Genomic DNA, 26,848 nt, shown 5'->3' with positions numbered 1-26,848 from the left:
CCCGAAGAAGGAGCATAGCCGTAGCTATGTGACTGATGAGGGAGGAAATGTGGACTGAAAAGATTTTCAAAGATGATGCAGGTTATTTTTTGAGGATTACTTAATACTCCCTTTGTACCACCTCAAACGCTTCGGCGTAATTCACGCCCCATTGTCCGCCTCTCACAGCCGCCAGTCCTGTGATATACTCCGCTGAACGAGGGTGAGGATAAGGGCGCATCACACCTCGATACATAGACAAAGCCTTTATCTTGGCATCTACCCCTTCCTTGCCTACCTCTACAAAGCAGTTAGGTTCAAAGCACTTCATGGCATTGTTGATTTTCCACTCCGTACAAGACGGCACCTCCATATACCAGAACTCCTTCACGCGCTTCACCTCCGGCCTGCGTTGGAACAAGCGAATCGCCTCTTGACAAGCCATTGACGTTTGCAGGTGGTCGTTGTTCGTGTCAGCAGGATGGTGGGTGATAATCACGTCCGGCTCGCTCTCGCGAATTGCAGATTCAATGAACTGCACCAGCTTCAGATGCGGCACCGTGTTCATCTCAATATTCGGGAATGTACCCTCATATTTCTTCTTCACTCCGAGGAACGACACAGCAGCATCCGTGTCACCCTCTAACTCTGCATCCGAAGGACGGAAGGCACGTGCCTTCGCCTCCGTACACATGATGCAAACTTCCACTTCGTCGCCATCATGCGACCATTTCCACATCGATGCTCCAGCCCCGAGCACCTCGTCATCAGGGTGAGCCACTACTAATAAGTATTTCATATTCATGCAGATTTATCAGCAGGTTCCGAAGAGACGGTTATGCAAACCAACAGAACCCACCTTATGTTTTTGTAAAATGTCAAAGCTTATGCATAACCATGGCATTTCCTTTTCACAAAATGCCAAATTCTCCAAAGCGGACTCCAAAACCAATCGAATGGCGCAAAACGCAACAGGGAAAGATTTCTGCGAGTGATGCGAAACAAACTTTCCACCGGATTCATTCGCTTCAGGTTGTATCGAGCGTCGTATCGGCCGAAATTTCCACCCTGCATAATTTCCTGTAACAAGAAAGCACCATCCTTTTCATTGGGTTTCCACGGCATCCAGTCTTCAGGCAAGCCAAAGACCTCGGCAAGGACCCACATCAGCGCACCGGCAAAGCGCGACATATGCAGCGAAGATACGGCATGCCGCAAAGCATCCTTTTCCTTCGTCCCTGCAGGGCAGTTGCGCAACAAGTAGCAGTAATCTAAACACTGCCTCAGACCAACCCCCTCGGTAAAGAAGTGATGAAAGATATGCGTCAGCTGATGTACGGCATCAAAGGTCCAGACAGGCTTCACCACCCGACAATTATCCGCCTCCTCGGGAATGCCCGTGATATGCTCCATGCAGGCTGCTTCCTGACGGGCAAAAAAACGTTGCAAGCGGGCATTGGTCAGGAAATTACGAATTAAACCAGGCCGATAATGAGCCTCAACCTCCACGTCATCAAAGAGATTCAAGTGGGCATGCGTTTCACGCACCTCGCGAGTGGGAGCCAATTGCTGCACCAGCTGAAGCACCATCTGCTTTCCGCCCGAAATCCACACATCAATATCGCCGGGCTGCCGAAGCATGGCCAGTTCTGCCCCGGAGACCCGGGCATAATAAGGTAAATTCGCTTGCCCCTTAAAAATGGAGCTCCTCACGCCCCTAGCCGTCAGGATGCACTGCAGCTCAGCACAACAGCGATTCATCAGATCATTGCGCTGGTGTATGGCGACAGCCGTTGCTAGCCATTTCATGCGTAGTGCCTGTGGCAAGAGCTTCACCCGCTCCGGATTGTCCCTCTTCAAGGCTTGTACTCCAGCAAAGGCAATGCCAATCAGCGCCTGACGCTCCGCCAACAGATACAATTGCTGCCAATCCTCGGCCGTTGGTGTACAGTCCACATCCTGTGCCGTACCAATGGCCACACGTATCAATCTGAAGAAAATATGCGCTTTCATTCTATTCCTTTCGGCATTACATCCAACTGCGGACAACTACGCCGGGCATCTGCCAGCAACTCGCGCAAGATCCACGTAGCTTCCTTTCCCACCAAGGCATACAGGATGCAGATGACGGTGTAAAGGACCATCTTGCAGTCATAACCAAGCGAAGCCTTCTGCACATAAGTGTATTCCAACTCGCGGCGTGTGGGATATACCTTTTGCATATATTCCGACTCGTCAGTAATATGGTCTCCATAAATAAAATCATACAGTGCCGCCGGTCCACTCAAACCTACCGGCACAGCAGCCGCCGCATCCAGCCGCTTCATGGTCTCATCCTCATCGGCACTGCGCTCCACCCCGGGACGGTAACGAAACATGTCAAACTGATCTTGGGCCACAGGCCGCGGTCCCACAATGGACATTGTACCATTCAGGATGTTCAGCAACTGCGGCAATTCATCGATTTTCACCTTGCGAATGAAATTCCCAAATGGGAAAATACGGTCTGCATCGGGACGCAATGATGCCTCAGCTCCGGCTCTGGATTGCCTAAGCACCCGCATGGAGCGGAATTTATACATCTTAAAGGGTCGATTGCCACGCCCTATGCGGTGGGCAGTATAGAACAACGGTCCCCAATCTGAGACAAGAATACCAACAATTGCCAACAGCCACAAGGGCGAAGTACCGACAATACCTATCACAGCGCACACCACATCCAGCACACGCTTTATCACGGGATAAATCATAAATGGTTGTTTCAAATGGTTTGGGAGCGACAAGACCGCCACTCCGGATTATTGTTAAAGTTAATAAAGAAGAATAGTAAGCTATTAGCGATTGTCTCTTTGTCTTGTACACCAATATTAAAATAGTCACTTACATTCATAATTAACTCATAGTTCACGCTTCTTTCTGTCTCTCCTCAATTTCGCAAATCCTTGCAATGTAAATGCAAAGAAAACCCACAAGTCTGACCAAGAGAAAATCTGATCTGTAGTATTCTTGAATGAGAACCACGAAGGACGGCACTTAAAGCGGTTAGGCGATTTCAGGAACCACAGCACATCCGTATGCATATAACGCAAGTACTTGTGCGCGACCTCAAACTGATTATCAAGTTCTTTTCCAAAATAATCATCTACAATTGCTTTTGCAAAATTCACACCTGCTTCAAAACAGATTTTCACACTGCCAGTAATACGAGGATTAATCTCCATAATCTTCGCCTTACCATCCCGTATATCTTCAATCAGATCTATGTCAGCATATCCTCTCCAGCCGATAGCCGCTAGTAATTTACGGCAATCCTCAACGATGTCTGGGCGGTCAACTGTTTCGTTCAATGTGCTTGAACCGCCATTAATAGGATACCAACGTACTTTGGAAAATACACACGCGGCTTTCATAGCCCCATTACGGTCAATGTAAAGCTCTGCTTTATATTGAAGCCCATCTTGGGGTATATATTCTTGAATCAGGCAAGGGCCATATTTCTGTTCTGCCTTTTTATAATACTCCAACAAGTCATGTTCATCATCTGCCACATGGAAACCAACAGCAGCGCACCCCGTTCTTGGTTTGCAGACCATCGGATATTGAACATTATGCGCATCCTGCTTAAAATCATTAAGACTTAAATAGGTTTTTGGACAAGGCAGGTTGTTTTTCATGCAAGCCTCCATTGTCTGCAACTTATCGCTTGCCATGGAAAAGAGAGGCCAATCATTCACGTGTATAGTGGTCAATCTCTCAAGTTCCTTTTTGTGCTTGGACAGAATGATTGCCACATCGTCATTCATAGGAATCACGATGTCATAATGATATTTTTCTAATTCTGCACAGATTGCCTTATATGATCCCTCTGGATCATGAGCGTCACAATACGCCAATAGCTTTCGATGGGGATACTTGGAAGCATAACCAGGGTCAAGTCTGCTTCCATTATATGTTGTCACCTCGCAACCCAGTTCTCGCAAAGCCTTACTCATAGGTAGCACCTGCCTTGCACGTCCTTCAATCAGAAGGACTCTTATATCTTTGTAGTCTTTCATTTCTCAATCATTATAGCCTCACCATGTCCTTTCAGTCCCATGGTGGTAAAACATACTCTTGTGCAATTGTCAGTCCCGAGCGGGAAGCGCATCACGCCATATTGGACGATAAGTGGCAGACAATCCTTCTTGCATTCCCATACGGTCTGCAACTTGCCATCAGCACCTAACATCTTCATGCGTGCAATGTTGTCTTTCTCATTCTCACCGCCTTCTACGCCCGTTGAGAAGAAAGCCCTGCCATCGGCATACGAGCCGCATCCATGGCATGGTCCCTCCATGTCATCCAATATCTCCAGAGTCTCTGTCTGCCTGTCCATACGTACAAAATGAACGGTATCAGGACACGAACCGGCATCCGTTCCCCAATACAGATAATCCTTCGTGAAGCAGACACCAATGGCACGCCAGTCCTGACTGTACTGCCCCACCAATCGCCATGTCTCACCATTATCCGTACTCTGGTAGAGACGGTTCTCCGCACCATTCTCTCCATAGTCGCCCGTTCCCATCCACAGGCATCCGGCATACACATCCCACTTCACGAAATGCAGATGACGTATGTCCCCAGGCTCAAACTCTTTCACTACGTGCCATGTCATGCCGTTGTCCATCGACCGCCACAGTCTGATGGCATGGTCCCGTTTCGGATTGAGCAGGTATTCCGTAAAAAAGATAGTGCCATCAGGCGTAACGCACGCTCCTTGATGTCCTGGTTTATTTCCTTGGAATCCAGTCCAAATGTTCACCACCTTACCATCGCGTGAGAATACCAGCACTTTCCTTTTAGCAACGACAAGAAAATTCTCGTTTTTCAGAGGCAAAAGAATGCGTATGTCATTTCGGGTACCCTGCGTCAGGACACGCCCGCACGTCATCAGCCGTTCCTTCCAACCGCCAGGCACCGTAAACACTCTCCCCACACGCTTCCCGTCATAATCCACAGCAAAGAACCTCCTGCCCTTTGCTACCCAAATCTTATCGGGCTCTTGATACAAGGCCCTGCCTTCAATAAGTTTTTTGAAACGTAACATTATCGCATCTTTTTTCTGGGCTCTACATCTTTCAGGCTCTCACTAAATGGAACTACCTGATAGTCGAACTCATAAGTACTAATTTCTTGATCATAATACGAGTCTGCAAACATTTTGCAGATTGGTTTCAAGAAAAACGACCCAAGCCATACCAGCGGGTTTAGCATTGGTGTAATCCACACTTTCTTACCCTCTCGCTTAGCAAAATAACGCACCACCTCCACTGTATCGACGTATTCTTTATTCTGAGGGTGAAACGTACCGCTCAATTCACGAAGTATCACCTGCCTTACCAATTCTGCCAAATTATCTACATGAATCATACTTCGCTTGTTGTGCCAAGCGGGGAATACAGGAGTTTTCGTAGCGAGCCATGCTAAACGAGGCAAATTGCCTTTGTTGCCAAGGCCATAAACCATACAAGGCCGTAAAATAACCACTTTATAGGTATCACAATTCAGTTCATTCAGACATTTCTCCGCTTGCAATTTAGAGTCGCCATAGAAATCGTTGGGGTTTGGAACGCTCGATTTCGTAACCACATCACCCTTTAACGATTTAGAAGCATGGAATACTATTTTCGAGCTCATATAAATGAATTGCTTTACACCATGCGCCTTCGCCCATTTCGCGATCTCTACAGCAAGGTCACGATTTACCTTATAGTAAAGGGGAGCCATATCTGGTTTCGGATCCACATGAGCAATGCCTGCAACATGGAACACAACATCATATTTCGAGAAGTCGGCATGCTTCCATATCCCATTCATTGTGTCAACAGTGTCTACCTCAAATTCACCTTTCACACGAAGCAACCACTTCTCAACATTTATACCCACAAAACTGTTAGCACCAGTTATTAGAACTCGTTTCATTTTTTCCCGTTTAAGATTTCTATTAATTTATCGATGCACTTATCTTTTGTAAAGTTTTCATCAAAATACTTTCTGCCATTCTTGCCCTTTCTCGCAAAAGCATCCTTATCAGCCAGCACCTCCCTACGTATCTTCTCAGCCAATGCCTTGAAATCGCCCGCAGGAACCGAAATACCGCAGTTGGCCTCTCGAATCACTTCCGTAGCACCACTGCCAATCATTGCCAAAACAGGTTTCCCTGCACTCAGATATCCCTGCAAACGCGCTGGAATGGTAATATCCAGATGTTTCATTTCCGTTTCTTTCAATGTTAGGAGCATTGCATCTGCCTGTTGGCAATAGTAAGGCATTTCTGCAAAGGGCTTTCGACCAGTAAAACGCACCTTACCTAATCCTTCCTTATTACAGAAATCACGCATTGTTTGTTCTTCACTGCCACCGCCCACAAACACAAAGTTTACAGAATCATCCTTCATCTCCTTGCATAATTCCAGTACTGCAGGCACACCGATACCACTATTCAGGCTGCCAACCATCATAATAGTATAGTCTTCACCTCTCACCCAGTCAATGCCGACAGGCTGCCTATCCAAGGGCATCATATCTTCCGACCATTGTGGATAGTAGATTATTTTATCCTTGTAGTCTGCATCCCGATTGATGAGTTCTAACATACCTTTAGAAGTAATCAACAACTTTGTAGAATGGCGATACACCCAATTGGTCACCCAGCCTAATGTTGGAGCCAGCATCTTACCGATCATTCCCCCCGCCGAAACAAGTGCATCGGGCCAAATATCTTGTATCCAACTATATACAGGGATTTTACGTACATCTCCCAATATGCATGCAGGCACAATTTGAGTAATGGGCGAGGGCTCGTGCGTGATGATAGCATCATACTTCTTTTTCCACACGAAATAGAACAACACCCATAGGGTGGCATTCACCATAAAGGTCACGTAATTTAAGCTTTGACCAAGAAAACCAGGAAGCAATTTTCGTGGAGTCTGAAGACAGCGGTAGAATTTTACTCCATTCACCACTTCTTTGCGTTTCTTGAAAAGACCATATCCAGAGTAATAATGCCCCTCTGGATAATTCGGAATTCCCGTAAGCACCTCGACATTGTGACCTCGTTTGCTCAATTCGAAAGCCATCTCAGAGCTCTTAAAAGGTTCTGGATAAATGTATTGCGTAACAATCAGGATTCTCATATTACTTGCTTCAACAATAAACACTCATGACCGTACGATGAGCGAATCATATAAATCCACGTAATCAGCAAAACGGTCATTCTTATCGAAATTATCAAGCACGCATTTTCGACATGCTTCTGCATAAGAGGCTTTGCCTTCAACAAACCAATTTGTTCTGCTATCTTATCTGGAGCACCGCAATTGAGGGAAGAGCTCATGCCGCAGCCCTCCTCTCTCTTTCCTTAGGGCTCTTGCACGAACTGATTGTTATCTCAAGTGTTATTCTGATCCCCCAGTAGAAGATTCTCGTACAACTTAATATACTCCTCAAAACACTTGTCCTTATCAAAATGCTCTACGGCACGCTGGCGGCAAACGTTAGCATTTATGGGCCGTTGCCTTAACTCGCGGATAGAACGAATCATTCCCTCCACGTCACCTTGTTCTACCACCATTCCCGTAGGATAACGCAGCGCGCCAGTCTTGTCTTCCTTTTCACAGGCAGCATCGGCAATCGCCTCCGGCGAGCCGCCCGTACGATAAGTGAAGACAGGCGTGCCGCAGGCAAGCGCTTCGAGATTTGTGGTTGGGAAATTGTCGGAATAAGTAGGGTTGACAAAGACATCCGCCATATTGTAATACTCCACAAGTTCCTGCTGGTTGCTGGTGCGGGTAACTGCTATGATATTATTAGGCAAAGCCTCTTTCTGTTCCGCACTGACGCCTACCATCACTATCTGAAAATCCTTCTCCTCGCTCATGAGAATTATATCATGGTAGCCTTTGCGCGGAACCCACGGAGCAGCCAATCCCAGTACGACTATTTTTTCAGGTGCAATGCCCAACCGCTGACGCAAATCTGTTTCAGCTGGACGGAACACATTCAAATCTATCCCGTTATGAATCACGTGTACAGGATATTTACCCATAAACGAAACACGGGTAATATCTCCTAACCAATCCGATACAGGCACCATCACGCAACGCTTCAATCCTGTAAAAAGTCGCCTTTTCAAACGATAATTCTTCTGAGAACGGTCAATAAGAAAGGACCTCGGATAGTCTTTTCTGAGCGGGCAATCGTAACAGCCCGTCATCCATCGCCTACAATCAACGGAGTCGAAATACGCGCAATGTCCTGTGAAAGGCCAGCAGTCATGCAGTGTCCACACCACAGGTATATCCGTCGTTACAAGATACTCAAACAGCGTTTTATAGTTGAGGAAATGTCCATGGATATTGTGCAGATGGATAACGTCAGGCTTATGGACTTTTATCCATTCCACCATTTTTTTTGTCTTTCCATCAGGACCAAGGCCATGACGATCAAGCAGCAAACTATATAGAGCATGTACTTTCTCCTCATGAGGCGTAACCATCGGTATCGTCTTCAATTGACTGGGATTAGAATGTCGCACGCCATGCGCCATATAGACATCCCAACCTTTTGCCATAGCCAACAAGCCAATTTGTTCTGCAATCTTGCCCGGAGCACCACAGTTGAGGGAAGAGCCGATTTGAAGAAGCTTTTTCATGCTGCAAGCCTCCTTTCTGAACAAGAAGACTTGCAACAAATTGGGCTATAGAGTTTTACCCCCCGTATGGCAAGTTAATGTATTATATAAGTCGATATATTTCTCAAAGCACTTGTCCTTGTTGAAGTAAATCTCAGCCCTCTTCCGGCAATCCTCCTTAGAAAGCAGATGCGCATGCAGTTCCCTTATGGCATCTACAATTCCTGCAATATCCCCCTGTTCTACAACCATACCAGTAGGATAACACTCAATCCCATCCTTCACCATCTTTACATTCTCTACATCCGTTATCGCCTCTGGACTACCTCCAGTACGATAGGTGATGACCGGTGTACCGCAGGCAAGAGCCTCCAAGTTTACTGTCGGAAACGTATCTAAATACGTCAGATTAACAAATACATCAGCCATCGAGTAATATTCAGCCAATTCCTGCTGACTCTCCGTTCTTGCGATTCCTATGATGCCGTCAGGCAACTTTTCTATTTGCTTTGATGTAAGCCCTACCATCACAATGGCAAACTCATCTGGAAGCATTGTGTGTATTCGATAAAAATCGTCCAATCCCTTACGGGTATTCCATGGAGAAGCCACACCAAGAATCACAAACTTTCCGTCCAGCTTATGCTTATCACGAAGACGATTCCCATTCATGGGTCTGAACTTCTCTATATCCACACCATTATGAATCGTATGCACGTTGCAGTCTTTCAGGAAGGAATCCTTCAAGAATGCAGCCTGCCAATCTGAAACAGGGACTAAGGTCAGGTTCTTGACAGACGAGAACAATCGTTTCTTTAGAGCATATAACTCTTTTGAACGGTCATAATACTTTGACACTGTATAACTAGGTTCAGCCTTACAATCATAACATCCAGTCTTCCATTTATAGCAATCCACTCCTACAAAATGAAAGCATCTGCCCGTGAAAGACCAACAGTCATGCAGCGTCCATACCACAGGAGTATCCACAGAATCCAAATATTCAAATAACACCTTGAAATTGCAGAAATATCCATGAATGTTATGAAGATGAATGATATCAGGTTGATAATCCTTGATACGCTCTACCAATCCCCTGGTTTCCTTTGTCGACAGCAGACCATGAAGATCAAGGAATTTGGCGCCAAGGGCATGTATGACCTCTTGGTATCTTGCTGTCATGGCGTAATGCTGTAACTGACTCGGATTCTCATTACGGCAACTATGAGCGACAAAGCACTCATAGCCCTTCTTCCGTGCCAACAATCCGATTTGTTCCACAATCCGCCCCGGAGCACCGAAATTTATGGCTCCGCTTATATGAAATACTTTTGGCATCTGTTTATCTAACGTCCACCATTCAACATTCCCCAAACATCAGGTGCAAACCGCATCAATAATTTTGCAGCATACACGAGAATGAGTACAGCAAGAATAATGGAGAGATAAGCTATCTTGTTTCCAAATTCACTCATAGCCTCAATGCAATCAGGCCATTATTTCCAATACGCTTCAAACAGATGATGGGAAACCTGCTTTTCCTTTGGGGGAAGCTTCATGTAATCGCCGTATGACGCTTTCAAATACTCATCATATTTTTCTATTGCCATTACTTCAACGTCTTCAAAACGAACAGTACGATACGAATCAAAATATACTGATGGCAACAATTCTTCCCTACGATTATCATTAGGCGCAATTATGCCTTTTAGATTACATCCCGTTTGTGAGCAATATTTTGATGACAGGTTCTCCATTTCCATTACTATCTCATGAAGAGACTTGAATGCAAGAAGAGCATGACCAATCAGGATGACAAAATTCTTTATCAAACTCCTCCCTTTCCGAATCTTCAATATTTTCAGGATATGCTGTTTATTTAAACGATCTTTTTGCTTCAGAAAATGATTTAATTCTCTAGGGTCGTCTGGAGTATTATCAACAGGAAAGACATCAACGTAAACGCCATATGTACATTTTGTATCTGCATTTTCATCAATTACTGTCCTGCTATCGAACACTTTTGCAAAAGGCAAGGAATAATCAATGTTGTTAGAGGGAGTTATTACAGAATATATTTCATGTTTAAAGCCATTGACAAACTTCGTATAGTCCTCACGAAGAAGCATGATGTCCAAATCATCATCCCATGGGATATAGCCATGGTGTCTGACAGCCCCCAAAAGAGAACCAAAAGCCAAGGAATATTTGATGTCGTTCTGTTTGCAAAACAAATCAATAGACTTCAATATTTCCATTTGGATACTTTTTAGCTCCTCAACATCTATCATTTTTTTCATAATCGATAAACATTTATTCCGTTAATATAACATTCTTGCACTTCAGCCATCTTCAGGTTTTCTATCTTAGAGATTTGGTGATGGTAGCCTTCAGAAAGAATTGCCGCTACAAAATCTTTTATCTCATACCTTAATCCTTCTTCCACAAAAGGATAAAAATATTTCTTGTTCAGGTTTTGATCTTCATAACGCACCTCAAAATAGTCAGTCTTCCACCATGGCGCAGGAACATACACATACCCCTTGGTTCCTGCAACAGTCATGCAACCTTCCGTCTTAACACCGAGTCCGACCTGAAATGATGCGACAGCATGATCAAAGCGGAATACAGCTTTTGTGAATATATCAACGCCGTTCTTCATCTTTGAATAGAAGTTTATGTTGCGATAGTCAGCACCCAAGAACTTGAAGATTGGAAGCAATGGGAAACATGCATTCTCACTCATACTACCACCAAAATGCTTACAGTCAAGCTTCTCCGAACTCTCATCAGTCAATGTCGTGACGGAAGCATTCACTTCCACGACATCACCTATAATTCGAGATTTCAAAAGAGAAAACAGATGTCCAAATGCTGGAGTATAGGCCGTTTTGAGGGCTACCATCAGGACAAGCTTTTTTTCCTCTGCAATCTGATAGAGTTCCTCTGCTTGTGCCATAGAGAACACGAAAGGAGTCTCACATAACACATGTTTCCCTGCCAATAGTGCAGACTTTACGTAGTCGTAGTGGGTATAATGAGGTGATGCAATATAAACTGCATTACAATTTGCATACAACTCATCCAAATCATTCGCCACGACAGGAATCTGGTACTTCTCACAGAATACCATATTCTCACCCATGTCAGGATTATATGCTGCAGAAATAACCGCACTGTTCACATTCTTCGATTCAGGCACAAAACGAAACGCAATACTACCGGTTCCGATGATACCGATATTGACCGTAGGACGCTCCTGTCTTAATTGAGTAGAAGAAATACCTTGGGTGCGAGGAAGATAAACAACTTGGCAGAACTCGTTCAGATAGTCGAAATAACCTTCCCAATCGGAACCTATGGCAAAGATGTCCACTCCATACTTCTGGATATCATCAATTTTCTGACCGCAATATTCCTCAATCACAATTTGGTCAGCAAGACCAGTTGCCTTGACAGCCTCAATGCGTTCCATCACATTGTTGCAGGTATTCATCTTTCCACGCTCAAGGTCGAAATTATCAGTAGTGACACCCACAATGAGGTAGTCACCTAAATCCTTTGCCCGTTTGAGAAGATTATAATGCCCCTGATGAAAGAGATCGTATGTACCGTATGTTATGACTTTTTTCATTAAATAAACTTTTTATCCCTCAAGTCGAGGAAAGCTTTGATCAATGTATCATAATCTTCCTTCTGCAGATAACCGATGTGCCCAACACGGAATATGGTATCCTTCATGTCACCACCATTCGGACAGATCCACATTCCGTACTCATCCTTAATCTTCAGAAAAATCTCAAAAGCAGACTGAGTGGTCGGATGGAGAGGAGTAACCGCATTGCTGAGGCTCTCGCTTACAATCTCAAAAGGAAGGTCCAGCTCAATGAGTTTATTGCGGAAGTACCTAGCAAGTTCTGCACAACGTTCAATCTCTGCCTCATCACCACCCATGGCATCAATCTCCTTCAAACGGACATTAATCTGACGAAGGATGCCAACTGCAGGTGTCCAGGGGGTCTGGCCTCTCTCCATATTCTTGAGAGCAAGTTTCAAATCAAGGTACTGGCAACAACACTTGTTTTCATCAATACGCTTCAAAGCAGAAGGAGCAAGTGCCATAACGGCAATTCCTGGGGCACAAGCAAGTGCCTTTTGAGAACCCGTAATCATAACTCCAGCCCCAGTAGCAGTCATATCAAAAGGGTCACAAAGAAAAGAAGATATTGTATCCACTATCAAGAAGCATCCATTACGTTTACAGAAGTCGGCAACCATATCAATATCGTAATGTACCCCAGTAGAGGTTTCATGCTTCTGGAGAAGGAAAGCCGTGTAACCTTGCTCTTCGTAAGGAGCAAGGTGCTCTGGTTTCAAGGCCTTGCCATGCTCCAGCTTGATTTCTGTAAAAGGAATCTCGTGAAGTGTAAGCAGTTCTACAAATCGTTCGCCAAAACTACCACCATTCACAACGAGAGCTTTGTCATTTTTGTTGAGGCAGTTCATAATGGCTGTCTCCATACCACCCGAACCAGAACATGTCATGAATACTACACGACTATCATCTGTAGTGTGTGCAAACTTCTTTACGAGTCGCTCATTTTCCAACATGAGCTCTGAGAACTCCGCCGTTCTAAAATATGGCACCTGTTCTGCGCCTATGGCACGAACAGCATCAGATGACTGTACAGGGCCTACAGTAAAGTTTATCATAGCTTATAAATGTATTAATTATTATGAATTGGTGTTGCTTTACTACAAGGACCAACGGAATAAGGAGTATTTTTCCCTAAGTGAAGATTTTCTGCCAACCTAACAAACCTTTCAGCTGCTACTTGGGGAGACCATACATCTTGCATTGTTTTTACAGCATTTCTGCGTATCCTATCTAAGTGAAGAGGATTATCGAGAAGGTATTTCACTTTCTCTGTCAAAGAATCAATATCTGTTCCTTTATAAATCAGTCCGTTAATATTGTCTTCAACAAGAAAAGGTACACTGCCTATCTGCTCAGAACCAACAAGGGCACAACCATTACTCATACTCTCGTTAGCGACAGCCCCCCAACCTTCATTCCTATCTGAAGTAAACAAATAAATCTGGTGTGCTCGCATTGCTTCAAGGATTGCCTCATTATGATGGTTTCCACAAAAGTGCACGACATCATCAACAGAATTATCTTTTGCTAATTCCATCATATCCTTTAACAACTTGCCATTTCCATACATATCAATAGAAAATTGATATCCCATGGTTTTCAATCTTGAAGCAAGTAATATGGGGAGTTCAGGATGCTTCCAGTCAATAAATCTTCCACACCACATGATTTTGACAAAACCATCATTCCTGTTGGTAGATAATGAATAATTGCAATCCACATGGGTGAAGTATGCCCATTTGAAACATCTGTCAATATAAGAACCCAAAAAGTTATAGTCATTTGCGGCGTATGCACTGCTACAAAGTAGATATAATGGGGCTTTCCGACCAAACAGGAAGTACATTATTTGATGCTTGATCAAATTTGGCGAAAGCATATTGATATAACCACGTTTGAATCTACGCTCGGAAACTTCAAATGTCAGCTTATTTAATTTAAGACGAGGTATAATATACTCTTCAAGACCGCCAGCCATGAATATGGCAACATCCGCTTCTTTCGCAAGATTGATTGCCCTTTTCTTATTCTCTTTAGATATTGTTGTATCAATAACGTAGTCGGCAGATATTTGCTTGTATCCTAACTTTACCCTAAAATCAGGTATTTTTTCAGTTGCCACGAAAATGTATTCTACATTTGGCAATGTATTAAAAATATCACCTATAGGCTTTTGGTGATGATTGAAATAATTTGAAAAATATGCAATCCTCATAACCTTGGTTTTCTACATACGTTCCTGCATAAATGAAATAATCTTATGAGCCCGTTCCTGAATAGTTAGCTCCTTGGCCATTTCAAGCGCGGCACTGCTCATTTCTGAACGTAACCGCACATTGTCGCGCAGTTTGATGATAGCCTGCCTGATTTCTTCCACATTGAGAGGATCCACCATGATGGAATTATCCTTATTGAGTACATCCCAATTGAATGGAAGATTTGATGAGATAACAGGCAAGCCACATGCCATGGCCTCAACCACAGCATTGCAGCACCCCTCCTGAAGTGTAGGAAGCACGAAGACATCGGCTGCATTCAGAAACAATGGAACCTTATCATGCAATACCTTTCCCTTGAACAAGATATTTGGATTTTTAGGCTCTTCCGGGCCTTCACCTATGAAGATGGAATATACGTCATTTTCAGGTATTTCCTCTATGGCCTTTGATACACGCAAACTGCCTTTGCGGTCAACGAACCAACCGACAAAAGCGATAATTGTTTTATCCAAGGGCAATCCAAGTTCCCTGCGGCATTCTGCCTTATCCCGCTTCCGGAAAAGACTATTGTCAATGGAATTGGGGACAACGATGCAATCTTCTGGCTTCGCAAGGTTCAGACTGACACTTTCATCTTTATTTTTCGTTGATACGCATACTACTCCTCTGACATAATCACAAAACGCCTTCAGTTCTCCTTTTCTGTTATCCTCGAATATCTCACATTCTCCAGACGCAACAAAGAGTGGCAATTCATGTTTCTTTGCGAAAGGAAAAGCTTCGATGCCTTGTTTCCAAAAATGGCAATAAACCACATCGGGCTTAAACTTCAAATGCCGTAGTGCATGGCGAACAACCAGTTTGTGGAGTTCATTAGAGATGTAATATTTGCCTATTGTAAGACTGGAGGTTGAAATATAATTGGGTCTGACAACCTTCACAACATTGTCTCCTACAGCATATTCTTCGATGCCGTGATGCAGACATTTATGATGGCTTACGCTATGAGGAGCCAGCACGACACACTCATGGCCTTTGCGTGCAAACTCATCAACCAACATTTTTACAAAGACAAAGTCTGCACTACAGTATTTACTGGGATAATTATATGCTACTATTAGTATTTTCATATATTTGTCTAATCTTTATTGAATTCAATCCAACTGGGATAGTCTGTTTTGACAATTCGCGCAGGTGTACCTGCTATAACAACATTCTCTTGTTCAAAAGACTTGTTTACAGTAGCATTAGCTCCAATAGTTATATTGTTGGCAATATGAATATCACCGAATAACACACAACTTGGTCCAATATACACATTGTCCCCTATTTGAGGTGCTTTCTTCTTTCCTGCGCTTCTTCCTATATTTACGCAAGCATGGACTCTACAATTTTTACCTAACTTTGCTTCTGCGCTTATTATGACTGTACCATAATGAGGGAGAGACAAACCAGGTCCACAAGAATTCACACCAATATAGTATCCTAATTTCCTAGCTGAGATGCGAAGTTTAAGGTCATAATATGCTTTCAAATATCTACCCCAAAAAGTATGTACATTTGTAAAGTACTCCAATTTCCTTAAATAACGCAGATGTGAAACAGCATTAGGGAAAAACATATTTTTGATAATCTCACAAAAACCTCTTCTGGCAGGATAACCATTCATAAGCCTATCCTGCTCAATGTAATATGATAGATCTGTTTTTGACTTAATCATACTGATTATAGTTTAGTGGTTCTGGAAGGACTAACAAATCACCAAGTTTCTTATCCCATTCAATAGGTTCATAAGGTTGCATTCCGCTACTCGGGTAAAATGTCAACTCAGAGAAAAACACCTTGTTGTTGATTTCATATAGATCAACTCTAACGAACGGAAACTCTTTTGATAAGAATTTCGCCATTTCTGTCATTTCGGAAAATAATTCAGGCTTCGTTGGAATGACACTCGCTATCTTTTCACCTTTTCTTTGGAAAGGTGCTTGTGACCATGTCAAATCCAAAAAACAAGATATATCTTTATCATTACCATGTGAGTATTGAGATAAATATACGTATTTCGGTTCTCCGTTAAAACAGAAAAACTTATAATCTATTAAAGGCGAGCCATCTTCTTGCTCCATATATTTCTCCGCGATAATTCGCTTGTTTACATTCTTATACGGCCACTCTCTGAAAGTTTTATAGATATCTTGTTTCAGAGACTTCTTCAGTTTATCAATAACCTGCTGCTTATCTATCAGACTCTTGTCTTTACATATCACAACCCCGCTATTTCCCCCACCATGTGTCGTTTTCAATACGAATTGCTCAGGCAATTTATCCCACTCTATACTCTCGGGATTATCCCAAACACCAATGGTCGGGATGATGTGGTCTTTACCGATAATTCCAGCCACAATATCCTTTACCAGATATTTATCTACAAGAGACGGATATAATGGATTTTTATAGTTTAACTTAAGCCATTGAATCTTTTCGCTCAAAGTCCTTGGATTATCAAGATTAAAAGAATACCCCATACGAAGATAGAACTGCATCCATAAATAAAATCTATCTGGAAATACGCAGGATGCCTTATTCAATAAAACTATTAAAACTCTTCTGAAATGTATCATTGTTGCTTCTTTTTAGGAAAAATTACATCCAATATTTTTTGAGATTCTGTTAGATAGTTAAAGTTATGTCGGGCAACTTCTCTCCCTCTCAACCCAATCTGCCTTGCCTCTTCAATATGTTCAAGACACCAAATGAGATTCGTTGCAAAAGCTTCATAGTCCCCACAAGCTGACAACATTGCAGTTTGTTGATGAGCCAAGAAAAGAGGAATGTCACCCACTGCAGTTACGCATACTGGATTACCCGAGAGCAAGTACTCTCCCATCTTAGTAGGGAATCCATAAGTATTCTGAAGACTATCAGGACGTGCCAAAGCTACAATCTGCGCATTAACAAGAAGTTGAGGCATCTCAGAGGGAGATACGCAACCGACAAAATCAACACGATCTACAATATCTAGTTCTTTTACAAGTAGGTCATTCACGCTACCTTTTACAGGCTTTGGACCTATGATGCGAAGACGGACATTATCAATCTGTTTGGATACAATAGCAAAAGCACGTATTAGATCATCCACACCGTCCTTTGTATTGGACGCATTACCACAATAAGCAATGTATGGATAGTCAACTTTTGTTTTCTCTACCCCCTTGAATCGCTCATCATCCACTACCATATTTATCACATGAACTAATTTTCCTTCCACCCCTTGAGCCACGAAATAATCTTTCAAAGCATTTGTGATGACAAAAAGTCCATCAACTTTCTTAACCCATTTCAAATACATCTTAGTAGTAAAAATAGGAAGTCGTGACATCTTGCCCACATCGGGATGCTCAGTAAGTTCATGGAAAACACGGATATCCTTACGATTCGACAACTTACGGAGATAAACATTCGATCCTAATAACAGAACAGTATCACCTTTCTTTAAGGCTCGATAGAAAAACATGCCATATGAGTAGTGCTTATAGATTTGTCGCAAATATTTATGATGGCAGCATCTATCAGACCATAGGTATTCAACGGAGATGTTCTTAAACTCAAAATCTACCTTTGAACATTTCTCATTAGGAAAAATGAACACCCACTTAGCCTTAATACCTATTGCATCAAAACCTCGAATAAATGACAAAGCATGATTAGTGGATGCAGATCCTGGGTCATAGGATTTAGAAATTACATAAAATGTGCTCATTATATTTTTATTTATTTATTAATCATTCGATGTACTTCGCTATCGGAAAGATTCAAGAAAGTAGGGGAGTTTAATAAACGTACAGAATGCCATACTAACAAGCACTGTATGGAAACCGTAGGTAACCCAAACGGAACTAATAACAGAACCTGAACCAAGCACAGAAAACCTAATGATCTGGCGAGAGCATTTTTTGACTTTCGATATCCATTGGCAAAGGCTTTGATGAGGATATAGACATATAATACTAAATAGATAACACCACCCTTAAGAATCAGCCACATGTATCCCCATTCTAATGAACTACGAAGATTATTTTTTCCTAATGAATAACAGCCATTTACACCTCGACCGAAAATCCAACTTAAAAAATCAGTATTAAAATCTTGAATCATTGCACCCATATACTCTTCGCGGGAAGATTCTCTGAGACCTGCATTAATATCACCACCCTCGAAAGTACGACTAATCAATAAATCAAGAAAAGAGGTTTTTGTTGCAAGGTAATAGACAACAACTACAAAAGCGACAAATAGAACAGCAAATACTGACCGTATTTTACTTCTTCTAATATATCCTGATTTTGAACTATTGTAAAGGAATAAGAAAAACAAAAGAATATACCCCAAAGCAATTACCGAATTACCACGACCACCACCAGACACATGACAAAAAAAGTTTAAGAATAATATCAATAACAGAATCCAATAAATCTTTTTCTGAATTAAGTATTGAAATGACCAAGACATACATAGCACAGCTCCCAATCCAACAAATATTTGATTGGCAAGACTACGAACAGAGACAAAACCACTTGCATTTGCGAATTGTGTTCTACCGAATTCGTCAGCTAATGCTATGTAATCTTTAAAAACAAAGTAGGCAACAATAGACGCAAAGGAGGAAACAAGTGCTATTTTTCTTAAATACATGAATTCATCTATTCTCCAATCAACCAATATGACGAACGGAAATAGTATTGCAAACGTAGAATAAGGATTAACGAGAAAAAAACGAATTATGTCATACATGGAACTATTTGGAAGCGGTCCCTCTCCATAAAGATGTGGAGTATTCCCAATTAATGAACCACGACAAACCATAAATACTATTGTGGCATAAAGGAGTGTGACACTAACCTTCGCAGCCACAGGTATTGGCAATTTTGGGGCACGTGTAAAGGCAATAATAGTAATTATTACACCAAGCATACACAAATAGTTGGACCATGAAAAAAACAACGATCCCAATCCAGCTATCTCGTAAAGCAAGATGCCATAAAACATCCAAACAACGTGAGGTGCATTTTTTATATTAGCCATTTTGAATAATGTCGTTATATATCTTTAGTAAAGTATCGGTATTAATGCTTGGATCATGTCGCTGTTTTGCTACTCGAATTTCATTGAGCGACATATTTTCTAAATCAACATCTCCAGCAAATATTTTACAGATTATATATGCTAATATATTTGTTTCCTCAAAACGATATAGAAATCCAGTTACATTATTTTCTATCATATCAGAAATACCACCAACATATGAGGAAATAACTGGTGTACCCAAAATTTGAGCCTCTCCAACTGAGTTCGGACTGTTTTCAATAGTGGACGGACTGACGAATACATTGGCTTTTAGATATTGTTGTCTCATTTGCTCGGCATTTAGTGGACCAAGAAAGATTAAATGTTTCTCTAGACCAGCCTTAATAATTTGTTTTCTAAGATATTTTACATAACCAGTTTCAATTAATCTATGCTTAATTGAGTCCCCCTTTAAAGCCTTTATCCCTGAAAGATAGACTTTTGTATCAGGAAATTGTTTCACTACCAAAGGGAGTGCTTTTAGAAGTTGGTGGAATCCCTTATTAGTGTTAGTCGGTTGATTACAAAAAATAGTATGTCTCTCACAATTTTTATAAGACCAACATTCACCAGTGTAGAACTCTGGGCGCAAAGTCTCATTGCAAAAATGGTATTTGATTTTTTGATTAATAGCCCATGTGTTAGCTTTATCCCAAGTTGTGCGTCCTATCACGTGCTTCAATTCCTTAATTAAAGCAATTTCACTTTCTCCACACACCTTAAGATCTTTTACCTTATGAAACAAGGATTGTCTCAATAAAATATCCGATAATGAAAGGTAATTCACAATATCCCCAATCGATAATCCTGCCGTTTTGAATCTAGCAAAAACTGAAGTCATACCTTGGATAGAGGCCACAACGTGATCAGAACCGCAGGCCTTTACATATGCAAGACTATGAGAAAACTCTGTTCCATGAATATGTACAATATCAGGTCTTACTTTGTTTTTAATGCTTAGAAAATAAGATTCAAAAGCCGAATTATATTTGTGATTACCTGAACCCAAAGGGAAAAGAAGATAAATAATCTTTTCGCCTTTGAGTTCCACCAAATCAGATACTCTGTCTGTAGGCGACGCAATATATAGCTTAATCGAAGAATCTCTAACAATAGAATTCGCTGCACCAATCATCCAACCTCCAGTCCCCTTCAGAGAATTGTTGATTCTTAAAAGAGATAAAGCTTCAGGCAGTACTATATTTGAAATCCAAAGTATATTCATAATAGATAATTATTTGCGGAGAAAATTGCGGCATTGTATCGGCGCTATCAAAAAGCCATTAAAATTTGATATAATAGAAGCAATAATCACAGAAATTACTCCTAGGTTAAATACATTATTGCATATATAAAAACCAGCCAAAAATACTATTGGAGAAATAAGGCAAGAATACATCTGAAGGTTTAGTTTGCCAGCTCCATTAAGGATGCAAACAAATACATTTCCAAACATCATTACCCAAATATATAGAAATACAAATATTGAAAGAATTGGTGTAATTGATACTGAATTACCTATCCATATTTTGTAAACCCAAGGAGAGATAATAACCATTAGTACACCACCGATTGTAAATAAGACTAATAATTTCAAGTATTTTTTTTTAGTGTTACGAATCCAGTCAAAATCTTTTTTAGTTACAGCATCTGTCACTGCAGCCCAAATTGGGGTTGTCATAATTGACCAAACCATCCATAGAACGCTTATATACTTATATACAATATTGTATGCTGTCACCTCAGTAGCCCCAATATATCTTAAAATAAGAAAATTGGACATCTGATATTGAATTATCCCCGCTATTTGAATAACAAAAAATTTAGCCCCTAGGTTCAGAAGAGAGGGTGCTACTTTAAAATCAATGCTTTTAATCGAAGGTGCTATTGCTTTATACCGTCCTGAAAACAAAGTGATATTAAAGATACTTGAGATTATTAATGGAGATGCACATAAAGCGACACACAACTTCAGTAAGCTTCCTTGTGTTGTTAGTGTCAATATCCAAATGATTGTAAGTGATAATACTTGCTGAACTAAATCTCTTGCTGATGCTCCAGCAGGATTCTGATCTGCTTGAAGAACCATATTAATTGTAGATAGAATAAAATTAAGACAAAAGTATACTACAATAATACAAATAGCAGCTAATAAACTATTGCCTACAGAGTCAGAAATATTAAGAACAGAATTCCAATTAATAAAAGGAGCAATAAATAGAATAATTAGCATTAATGGTATAAAAATGAGACATAACAATGCATATGTAGTACTTACATACTTTTTCCCAAGATTAATATCACCCTTTGCAAGTGCCTCTCCAAGGTTGTTCTTTAGACCATTGTTGAGTCCTACATTAAAGAAGCTCATCCAAGAAACCATAGCGCTTAATGTAAGCCAAATTCCATAATTCTCACTATCAACATATTTTATAGTCATCGGAACTAGCAGCAATCCAATTAGAATATTTCCGCCTTTAAGGAATAACATCCTTATGATGTTCTTCTTCGCCTTTACGGATCGTTCCGAACCTTTAGTAATGGCTTTTTTAATTTTTTCTATTATTTTGTTACTTGCACCCATATTGTAAAGATCAATTATAAGCCAATAGACTTTCTTAGACGCTCCACTAATAATATTCTATTAATTGTATTGGTATTTCCTTGATATTCAAACCAAGCTGGAATAGTTTTCTTTCTATAAGCAGGTGCACCCACAAGTAGAGCATTTCCATCAATACAGCCTTTAATAACAACAGAATTAGCAGAAATCATAATATTATCTCCTAGATCCTCCCCAGTAATTACTTTTGCTCCTGTTGAAAGATAAAAGTTATCTCCAATAGATTTGGGTCTAGATGTAATACATGTTGATGTATGTAAAACAGCATAATTACCAATTTTATTATTTGGGCCAACAACAATCGTTCCATAGTGTGGTAAGATGAGACCGTATCCAAAAACACCTGGAGGAATGCTAAACCCGAGTTTTACAGATAGTCTTCTAAATTTTATCTTATTGATTACCAATAAATAACCTCCCCGATTTGAATAATAGTCCACCTTCCTCATGGAAATTAGATAATCCATTATGTAATCAGGGAAAAAAAATTCCCGTAACCTCTGCTTGAACGAGGGTTTGAAATAACCTCTATTCATCATGTAGTCAGCCCTAATATAAAACTCTAATTCTTTCTCAGTTCGTATCATATCTGGATGCTATAAGAAATTTTGGTACTACATATATAAACACTCAATTTTAGGCATACCACCATTATAGGCACTTTTCCTGGCCTATAATGGAGTGTATTAAAGTTTGGACGTTTCTTTTAACATTAGATTGGAGAATCTTGGGGACTATATATGGATTTTTGTAATTGACTAGTTGAATTACTTATTCCTTGAATATCTGCATCTTTACTCATTGTTGTAGAAGTTCCAATTGGATATTGACTCAGTATTGCATTGAGGTCATATTTGCTATTTAACACACTAACATCTCTTGCAATAGATTCTACTTGTGAAAGAAGATCGGAATTGTTGATTATTGACTGGTAACCTGCGGCTCTAACCTCTTCAAGCGCCTTTCCCATTGCAATATACTGATTGTTTGTGTCGCGTGAAGTAAAGTATGCAAAGAGTATGGATGAAATAGAAAGTATAATGGATAATATCATTGAGAAATTTGACAACATGGAAATCAGTCTTTCCGAATTTAAATCTGTTGCTTTTAATGATGCCATGCCTACCAATAAAACTAAAAGCAACGCTATAATCCAAACAAGGTTGCAATAGATGATGGCGTGCTTACTAAAGCATCTCTCTTGAGGAGCATTTGTCTTAGTAGATTGGATGAGTTGGATAATTTCTTCAATCTTTGCCATAATTATTTTCTCCTATGTTGCTGCTTTATATCGTTTCTATATTCATATATCATATCTCTCAAGACAAGTATCATGTTTGAGAAAAGATTAGGGGCGTCTACATTTCCAAACAGGAAACTCTCAACCGACATCCAAAGTCGACCAGATATAACAACAACCTTACCACATTTATATTGCTTTGTTATATTCATAGCTATCCTCCATTTTTCTGTATTATTATCCTCAATGTTGTCAATATCTGGTAGCCACATTCTAAAAAATGTGGGATCTTTTTCCTTGTGATATTCTGCCACATAATGCAGATTATTAATTGAAAATGTAATAATATTGTCCGAAGGCATCTGAAACTGTATATGATTTAATGTCAAAAATTTTTTGAGCTTTTCTATCATTTGCTTTATTCAATTTGTGAGAACTTAATCCGAATAGAGAGTATTCAATATAATGAAATTTCCACATTACGCTTGCATCACAGTCTTGATAATCTTAGTAGACTTTCTATTGATCCAAAAAGCAATCGCAAGTCCCAATACTATAACAATAATATATTCTAAATATCTGCCATGAAAGATTCCATGGTTGATTCGGGATGGTATAAGGGTTCGGAAAAAGTGGTTAATATAAATATTTGTCAAATAAGACTCAAGTGAAACCGTTCCTAACGGAATAAGCACACTTACAAAAGAGGGGAAAAATTCCAGTAGGCAAAGGGTGTTCACATGGCCATTGTCCTTTATATATATAACGCAAATTTATCCCACATAAGGATTAATTATCCGCCGATAATCCAACACTGAAGGGTATGCTACCAATATCATCTGGGGATAGTGCCCATCGGAATGCGGGGTGAATTTCCCAGTCGTATCCGAAATCTGCAATACCAGATGTCAGATATTTATTCTCCTCAAAATATTTTCGGTCGATAAATCCGTCTTTACGTTCCTTGCGAGCCGTTATGAAGTTTATTTTATAAAGGAAATGATGAAGGCTCTTTGCCGTAGCCACTTTTCCGTTAGTAAAGAAGAATGAGCCCTGCTGCATGATGCAGTTCAGTTTAGCATGAAGTTCTGTGGTGGTATATATGTATCCTTTACCTGCCTTACGTTCCTGTGACGATGGCTTCATGTTCAGCAATAAGCGTTCAATATCTTTCAGTTCCGACCTGTATTCATTAACGGTATCCTGTATACGGTCATGTGAATAATTTACAAAAACAGATTTCAGACTATCCGTATCAATCTTGTTCTTGTCATTTTCGTATGCGCATTTTGAAGCAGCATTGCAAAGCTTCACCAAATCACGCGGACGCTTTCGAATGAGGGACATCAATATGACATACATTGGTTTGTTCTCCCATTTTCCTCTATCCGTGAAATATTTCTCAAAAATTGGATTGAGGTAGTTGGCTAGATTTCGCTGCTCCACATGCCTGTTCTTGTCAACATCAAACCCTCTACCAAAGTATGTTTCTATGCGTTTGATGAGCAGAAGCAGTATCTCATGATTCGTCCAGTTGTGCCAAATGACGGAATCGCCAATTTTATCTGTCGATTCATCCGAAGTCCTAACAAGATAGAATACATCCGTCCGCAAAGAAATGCGGAACTGAAGCCCCCTGTTGTCATTGGACAAATCCCTGACAGCATTCAGAAGGGCGGAAATCCTTCGTATGTCGGATTTCTTGCTTTCCCACCCCCTGTCCAAATCATCCACATAGACAATAATTCTGTTTATCCTCAGAAAATTCTCCACTACCAATTTATCGGTCCCAGATATACCTTTATCTTCCAATTTCTTCTGGAAAAATTGTTTGACAAACGGCAGGAATTGTGTTACTAATCTCCCATATTCTTTAATATCCTGACTGATGGGGAATTGAAGATGTATGCTTTCGCAAATCTTATTGGTGATTATCTGAAGTAGACCTGTTTTCCACAATCTGATGAGGTTATCGAAATCATCCTCGTTCTTTCCTAAATTCGCTATATCGTCAGGTCTGATGAGTATAGAAACACGGTTGTTTTCCTTATCTTCATGCCGAGCAATGGTGAAGATGGCGGATTTCCCGATTCCCTTGTGTCCAACAAGTATCCGCAAAGGAAGATCTGCCGTCAGTCGTTCATGCGTCCGGCTCTTTATATAGTAGGCTTGTAGTCGTGCAAAGTCCTCATCCTCTGCTGCTTCCTTTCCGAAAAGCTTGCTTACGACCTCATCTGTAAAGGTAATATTTTGTAGTGTATCCATATTGTTTCTATTAAAGATAGAAATCTTATCCATATTATTTTATATACCACTCCGCGAACTTCCTCAATCCTTCTCTCAACGGCGTGGAGGGCTTAAAGCCGAAGTCCTGCTCCAAGGGGGTTGTATCTGCGTATGTGACGGGTACATCGCCAGGCTGCATCGGCACGAGTTCCTTGTGGGCTTCGAAGTCATAGTCTGCGGGCAGCACGCCTGCGCGGATCAATTCTTCTTGGAGGATGGACACGAAGTCAAGCAGGTTCTCGGGTTGGTTGTTGCCGATGTTGTAGACTTTGTAAGGGGGAATGGGCAGGCCGTCCTCGCCCGTGCGCTTCTCGGGCGCATGGCGCATCACGCGCACCACGCCCTCTACAATATCATCAATGTAGGTGAAGTCGCGCTTGCAGTTGCCGTAATTGAAGATTTTTATCGTATCCCCCTTTACCAGTTTGTCGGTAAAGCCGAAGTAGGCCATGTCAGGACGGCCGGCAGGACCGTAGACGGTGAAGAAGCGAAGGCCTGTGCTGGGTATGTTGTACAATTTGCTGTATGCATGCGCCATCAGTTCGTTGCTCTTCTTCGTGGCAGCATAGAGGCTGACGGGATTATCTACCTTATCGTCCGTGGAATAGGGCACTTTCTTGTTGCTCCCGTAGACGCTGCTGCTGCTGGCATACACAAGGTGCTCCACCTCGTGGTGGCGGCAGGCCTCGAGGATATTATAGAAACCGATAAGGTTGCTCTCCACATAAGCGTCGGGGTTGGTGATGCTATAACGCACGCCTGCCTGCGCCGCGAGGTTGACCACAACATCTATGCTGTGCTCGGTGAATACCTGCTCGATGAGTGCCTTGTCGGCTATATTGCCTTTGATGAATGTCCAATCTTTTGACAGGCTTTCTATCTCTTGAAGCCGCTCGTATTTGAGATTGACATCATAGTAATCGGTGATGGAGTCGATGCCGATGACCTTGATGCCCTCAAAGTCGCTCAACAGCCGTTTCGACAGGTTGCTGCCGATAAAGCCCGCGGCACCTGTGACCAGAATGGTCTTGCCGCTCAAATC

Annotated in this window: 25 protein-coding genes; all 25 read right to left on the bottom strand. The window is 41.3% G+C overall.

Annotation, left to right across the window (positions count from 1 at the left end; all coding sequences use genetic code 11):
- Positions 1 to 100 precede the first annotated feature (100 nt).
- The 25 genes from I6E40_RS01755 to I6E40_RS01635 all read right to left on the bottom strand — a co-directional run bounded on the left by I6E40_RS01755 (position 101) and on the right by I6E40_RS01635 (position 26,845).
- The gene (locus tag I6E40_RS01755; RefSeq protein WP_235385131.1) at positions 101 to 778 is read right to left on the bottom strand and encodes a PIG-L deacetylase family protein; all 678 of its coding nucleotides are present in this window, start codon (positions 776 to 778) and stop codon (positions 101 to 103) included.
- Positions 779 to 864: 86 nt separating this feature from the next.
- On the bottom strand, positions 865 to 1,992 hold the full coding sequence (locus tag I6E40_RS01750; protein WP_235385130.1) for a nucleotidyltransferase family protein: 1,128 nt from the start codon (positions 1,990 to 1,992) through the stop codon (positions 865 to 867).
- Complete coding sequence (locus I6E40_RS01745) at positions 1,989 to 2,729, bottom strand: sugar transferase (protein ID WP_235385129.1); 741 nt, start codon at positions 2,727 to 2,729, stop codon at positions 1,989 to 1,991. Before I6E40_RS01745 ends, I6E40_RS01750 begins: the two co-directional genes overlap by 4 nt.
- A 147-nt stretch (positions 2,730 to 2,876) precedes the next feature.
- On the bottom strand, positions 2,877 to 4,034 hold the full coding sequence (locus I6E40_RS01740) for an ATP-grasp domain-containing protein (protein ID WP_235385128.1): 1,158 nt from the start codon (positions 4,032 to 4,034) through the stop codon (positions 2,877 to 2,879).
- Positions 4,031 to 5,068 (bottom strand): WD40/YVTN/BNR-like repeat-containing protein, encoded by a 1,038-nt coding sequence (locus I6E40_RS01735; RefSeq protein ID WP_235385127.1) that lies wholly within the window; start codon positions 5,066 to 5,068, stop codon positions 4,031 to 4,033. The genes I6E40_RS01740 and I6E40_RS01735 overlap by 4 nt, the downstream gene beginning before the upstream one ends.
- A complete protein-coding gene (locus I6E40_RS01730; protein WP_235385126.1) occupies positions 5,068 to 5,943 on the bottom strand; it encodes a sugar nucleotide-binding protein in 876 nt (291 codons plus the stop codon). Before I6E40_RS01730 ends, I6E40_RS01735 begins: the two co-directional genes overlap by 1 nt.
- Positions 5,940 to 7,160, bottom strand: coding sequence for a glycosyltransferase family 4 protein (locus I6E40_RS01725; protein WP_235385125.1), 1,221 nt, complete (start codon positions 7,158 to 7,160; stop codon positions 5,940 to 5,942). The genes I6E40_RS01730 and I6E40_RS01725 overlap by 4 nt, the downstream gene beginning before the upstream one ends.
- A 254-nt stretch (positions 7,161 to 7,414) precedes the next feature.
- Positions 7,415 to 8,677 carry a glycosyltransferase gene (locus I6E40_RS01720; protein WP_235385124.1) on the bottom strand — a complete coding sequence of 421 codons (1,263 nt, stop codon included), beginning with the start codon at positions 8,675 to 8,677 and terminating at the stop codon, positions 7,415 to 7,417.
- 45 nt (positions 8,678 to 8,722) lie between these two features.
- Positions 8,723 to 9,994, bottom strand: coding sequence for a glycosyltransferase (locus I6E40_RS01715; protein ID WP_235385123.1), 1,272 nt, complete (start codon positions 9,992 to 9,994; stop codon positions 8,723 to 8,725).
- Positions 9,995 to 10,152: 158 nt separating this feature from the next.
- Positions 10,153 to 10,956 (bottom strand): phosphorylcholine transferase LicD, encoded by an 804-nt coding sequence (locus tag I6E40_RS01710; protein ID WP_235385122.1) that lies wholly within the window; start codon positions 10,954 to 10,956, stop codon positions 10,153 to 10,155.
- Positions 10,953 to 12,290, bottom strand: coding sequence for a Gfo/Idh/MocA family oxidoreductase (locus I6E40_RS01705; protein WP_235385121.1), 1,338 nt, complete (start codon positions 12,288 to 12,290; stop codon positions 10,953 to 10,955). Before I6E40_RS01705 ends, I6E40_RS01710 begins: the two co-directional genes overlap by 4 nt.
- Positions 12,290 to 13,369 carry a pyridoxal-phosphate-dependent aminotransferase family protein gene (locus I6E40_RS01700; RefSeq protein ID WP_235385120.1) on the bottom strand — a complete coding sequence of 360 codons (1,080 nt, stop codon included), beginning with the start codon at positions 13,367 to 13,369 and terminating at the stop codon, positions 12,290 to 12,292. Before I6E40_RS01700 ends, I6E40_RS01705 begins: the two co-directional genes overlap by 1 nt.
- Positions 13,370 to 13,383: 14 nt before the next feature.
- Positions 13,384 to 14,529 carry a glycosyltransferase family 4 protein gene (locus I6E40_RS01695; protein WP_235385119.1) on the bottom strand — a complete coding sequence of 382 codons (1,146 nt, stop codon included), beginning with the start codon at positions 14,527 to 14,529 and terminating at the stop codon, positions 13,384 to 13,386.
- 12 nt (positions 14,530 to 14,541) lie between these two features.
- The gene (locus I6E40_RS01690; RefSeq protein WP_235385118.1) at positions 14,542 to 15,663 is read right to left on the bottom strand and encodes a glycosyltransferase family 4 protein; all 1,122 of its coding nucleotides are present in this window, start codon (positions 15,661 to 15,663) and stop codon (positions 14,542 to 14,544) included.
- Between the two features lie 8 nt (positions 15,664 to 15,671).
- Positions 15,672 to 16,253 (bottom strand): serine O-acetyltransferase, encoded by a 582-nt coding sequence (locus I6E40_RS01685; RefSeq protein ID WP_235385117.1) that lies wholly within the window; start codon positions 16,251 to 16,253, stop codon positions 15,672 to 15,674.
- Positions 16,246 to 17,154: an ATP-grasp fold amidoligase family protein gene (locus tag I6E40_RS01680; protein ID WP_235385116.1), complete on the bottom strand. Its 909-nt coding sequence runs from the start codon at positions 17,152 to 17,154 to the stop codon at positions 16,246 to 16,248. Before I6E40_RS01680 ends, I6E40_RS01685 begins: the two co-directional genes overlap by 8 nt.
- Positions 17,151 to 18,293 carry a glycosyltransferase gene (locus I6E40_RS01675; protein WP_235385115.1) on the bottom strand — a complete coding sequence of 381 codons (1,143 nt, stop codon included), beginning with the start codon at positions 18,291 to 18,293 and terminating at the stop codon, positions 17,151 to 17,153. The genes I6E40_RS01680 and I6E40_RS01675 overlap by 4 nt, the downstream gene beginning before the upstream one ends.
- Before the next feature lie 11 nt (positions 18,294 to 18,304).
- A complete protein-coding gene (locus tag I6E40_RS01670) occupies positions 18,305 to 19,615 on the bottom strand; it encodes a hypothetical protein (RefSeq protein ID WP_235385114.1) in 1,311 nt (436 codons plus the stop codon).
- On the bottom strand, positions 19,608 to 20,882 hold the full coding sequence (locus I6E40_RS01665) for a glycosyltransferase family 4 protein (protein WP_235385113.1): 1,275 nt from the start codon (positions 20,880 to 20,882) through the stop codon (positions 19,608 to 19,610). The genes I6E40_RS01670 and I6E40_RS01665 overlap by 8 nt, the downstream gene beginning before the upstream one ends.
- A gap of 9 nt (positions 20,883 to 20,891) precedes the next feature.
- Complete coding sequence (locus tag I6E40_RS01660) at positions 20,892 to 22,241, bottom strand: lipopolysaccharide biosynthesis protein (protein WP_235385112.1); 1,350 nt, start codon at positions 22,239 to 22,241, stop codon at positions 20,892 to 20,894.
- A 14-nt stretch (positions 22,242 to 22,255) separates the two neighbouring features.
- Positions 22,256 to 22,867: a hypothetical protein gene (locus I6E40_RS01655; RefSeq protein WP_235385111.1), complete on the bottom strand. Its 612-nt coding sequence runs from the start codon at positions 22,865 to 22,867 to the stop codon at positions 22,256 to 22,258.
- Between the two features lie 125 nt (positions 22,868 to 22,992).
- Positions 22,993 to 23,541 carry a hypothetical protein gene (locus I6E40_RS01650; protein WP_235385110.1) on the bottom strand — a complete coding sequence of 183 codons (549 nt, stop codon included), beginning with the start codon at positions 23,539 to 23,541 and terminating at the stop codon, positions 22,993 to 22,995.
- Between the two features lie 2 nt (positions 23,542 to 23,543).
- Positions 23,544 to 23,834, bottom strand: a complete 291-nt coding sequence (locus I6E40_RS01645; protein WP_235385109.1) for a hypothetical protein — start codon at positions 23,832 to 23,834, stop codon at positions 23,544 to 23,546.
- A 475-nt stretch (positions 23,835 to 24,309) separates the two neighbouring features.
- Positions 24,310 to 25,818 (bottom strand): P-loop ATPase, Sll1717 family, encoded by a 1,509-nt coding sequence (locus I6E40_RS01640; RefSeq protein ID WP_235385108.1) that lies wholly within the window; start codon positions 25,816 to 25,818, stop codon positions 24,310 to 24,312.
- Between the two features lies 1 nt (position 25,819).
- Positions 25,820 to 26,845, bottom strand: a complete 1,026-nt coding sequence (locus I6E40_RS01635) for an NAD-dependent epimerase/dehydratase family protein (protein WP_235385142.1) — start codon at positions 26,843 to 26,845, stop codon at positions 25,820 to 25,822.
- Positions 26,846 to 26,848: the final 3 nt, after the last annotated feature.

The organism is Prevotellamassilia timonensis, assembly GCF_021531665.1.
Lineage (GTDB): Bacteria > Bacteroidota > Bacteroidia > Bacteroidales > Bacteroidaceae > Alloprevotella.
This window is presented reverse-complemented; position numbering and strand designations above follow the sequence as displayed.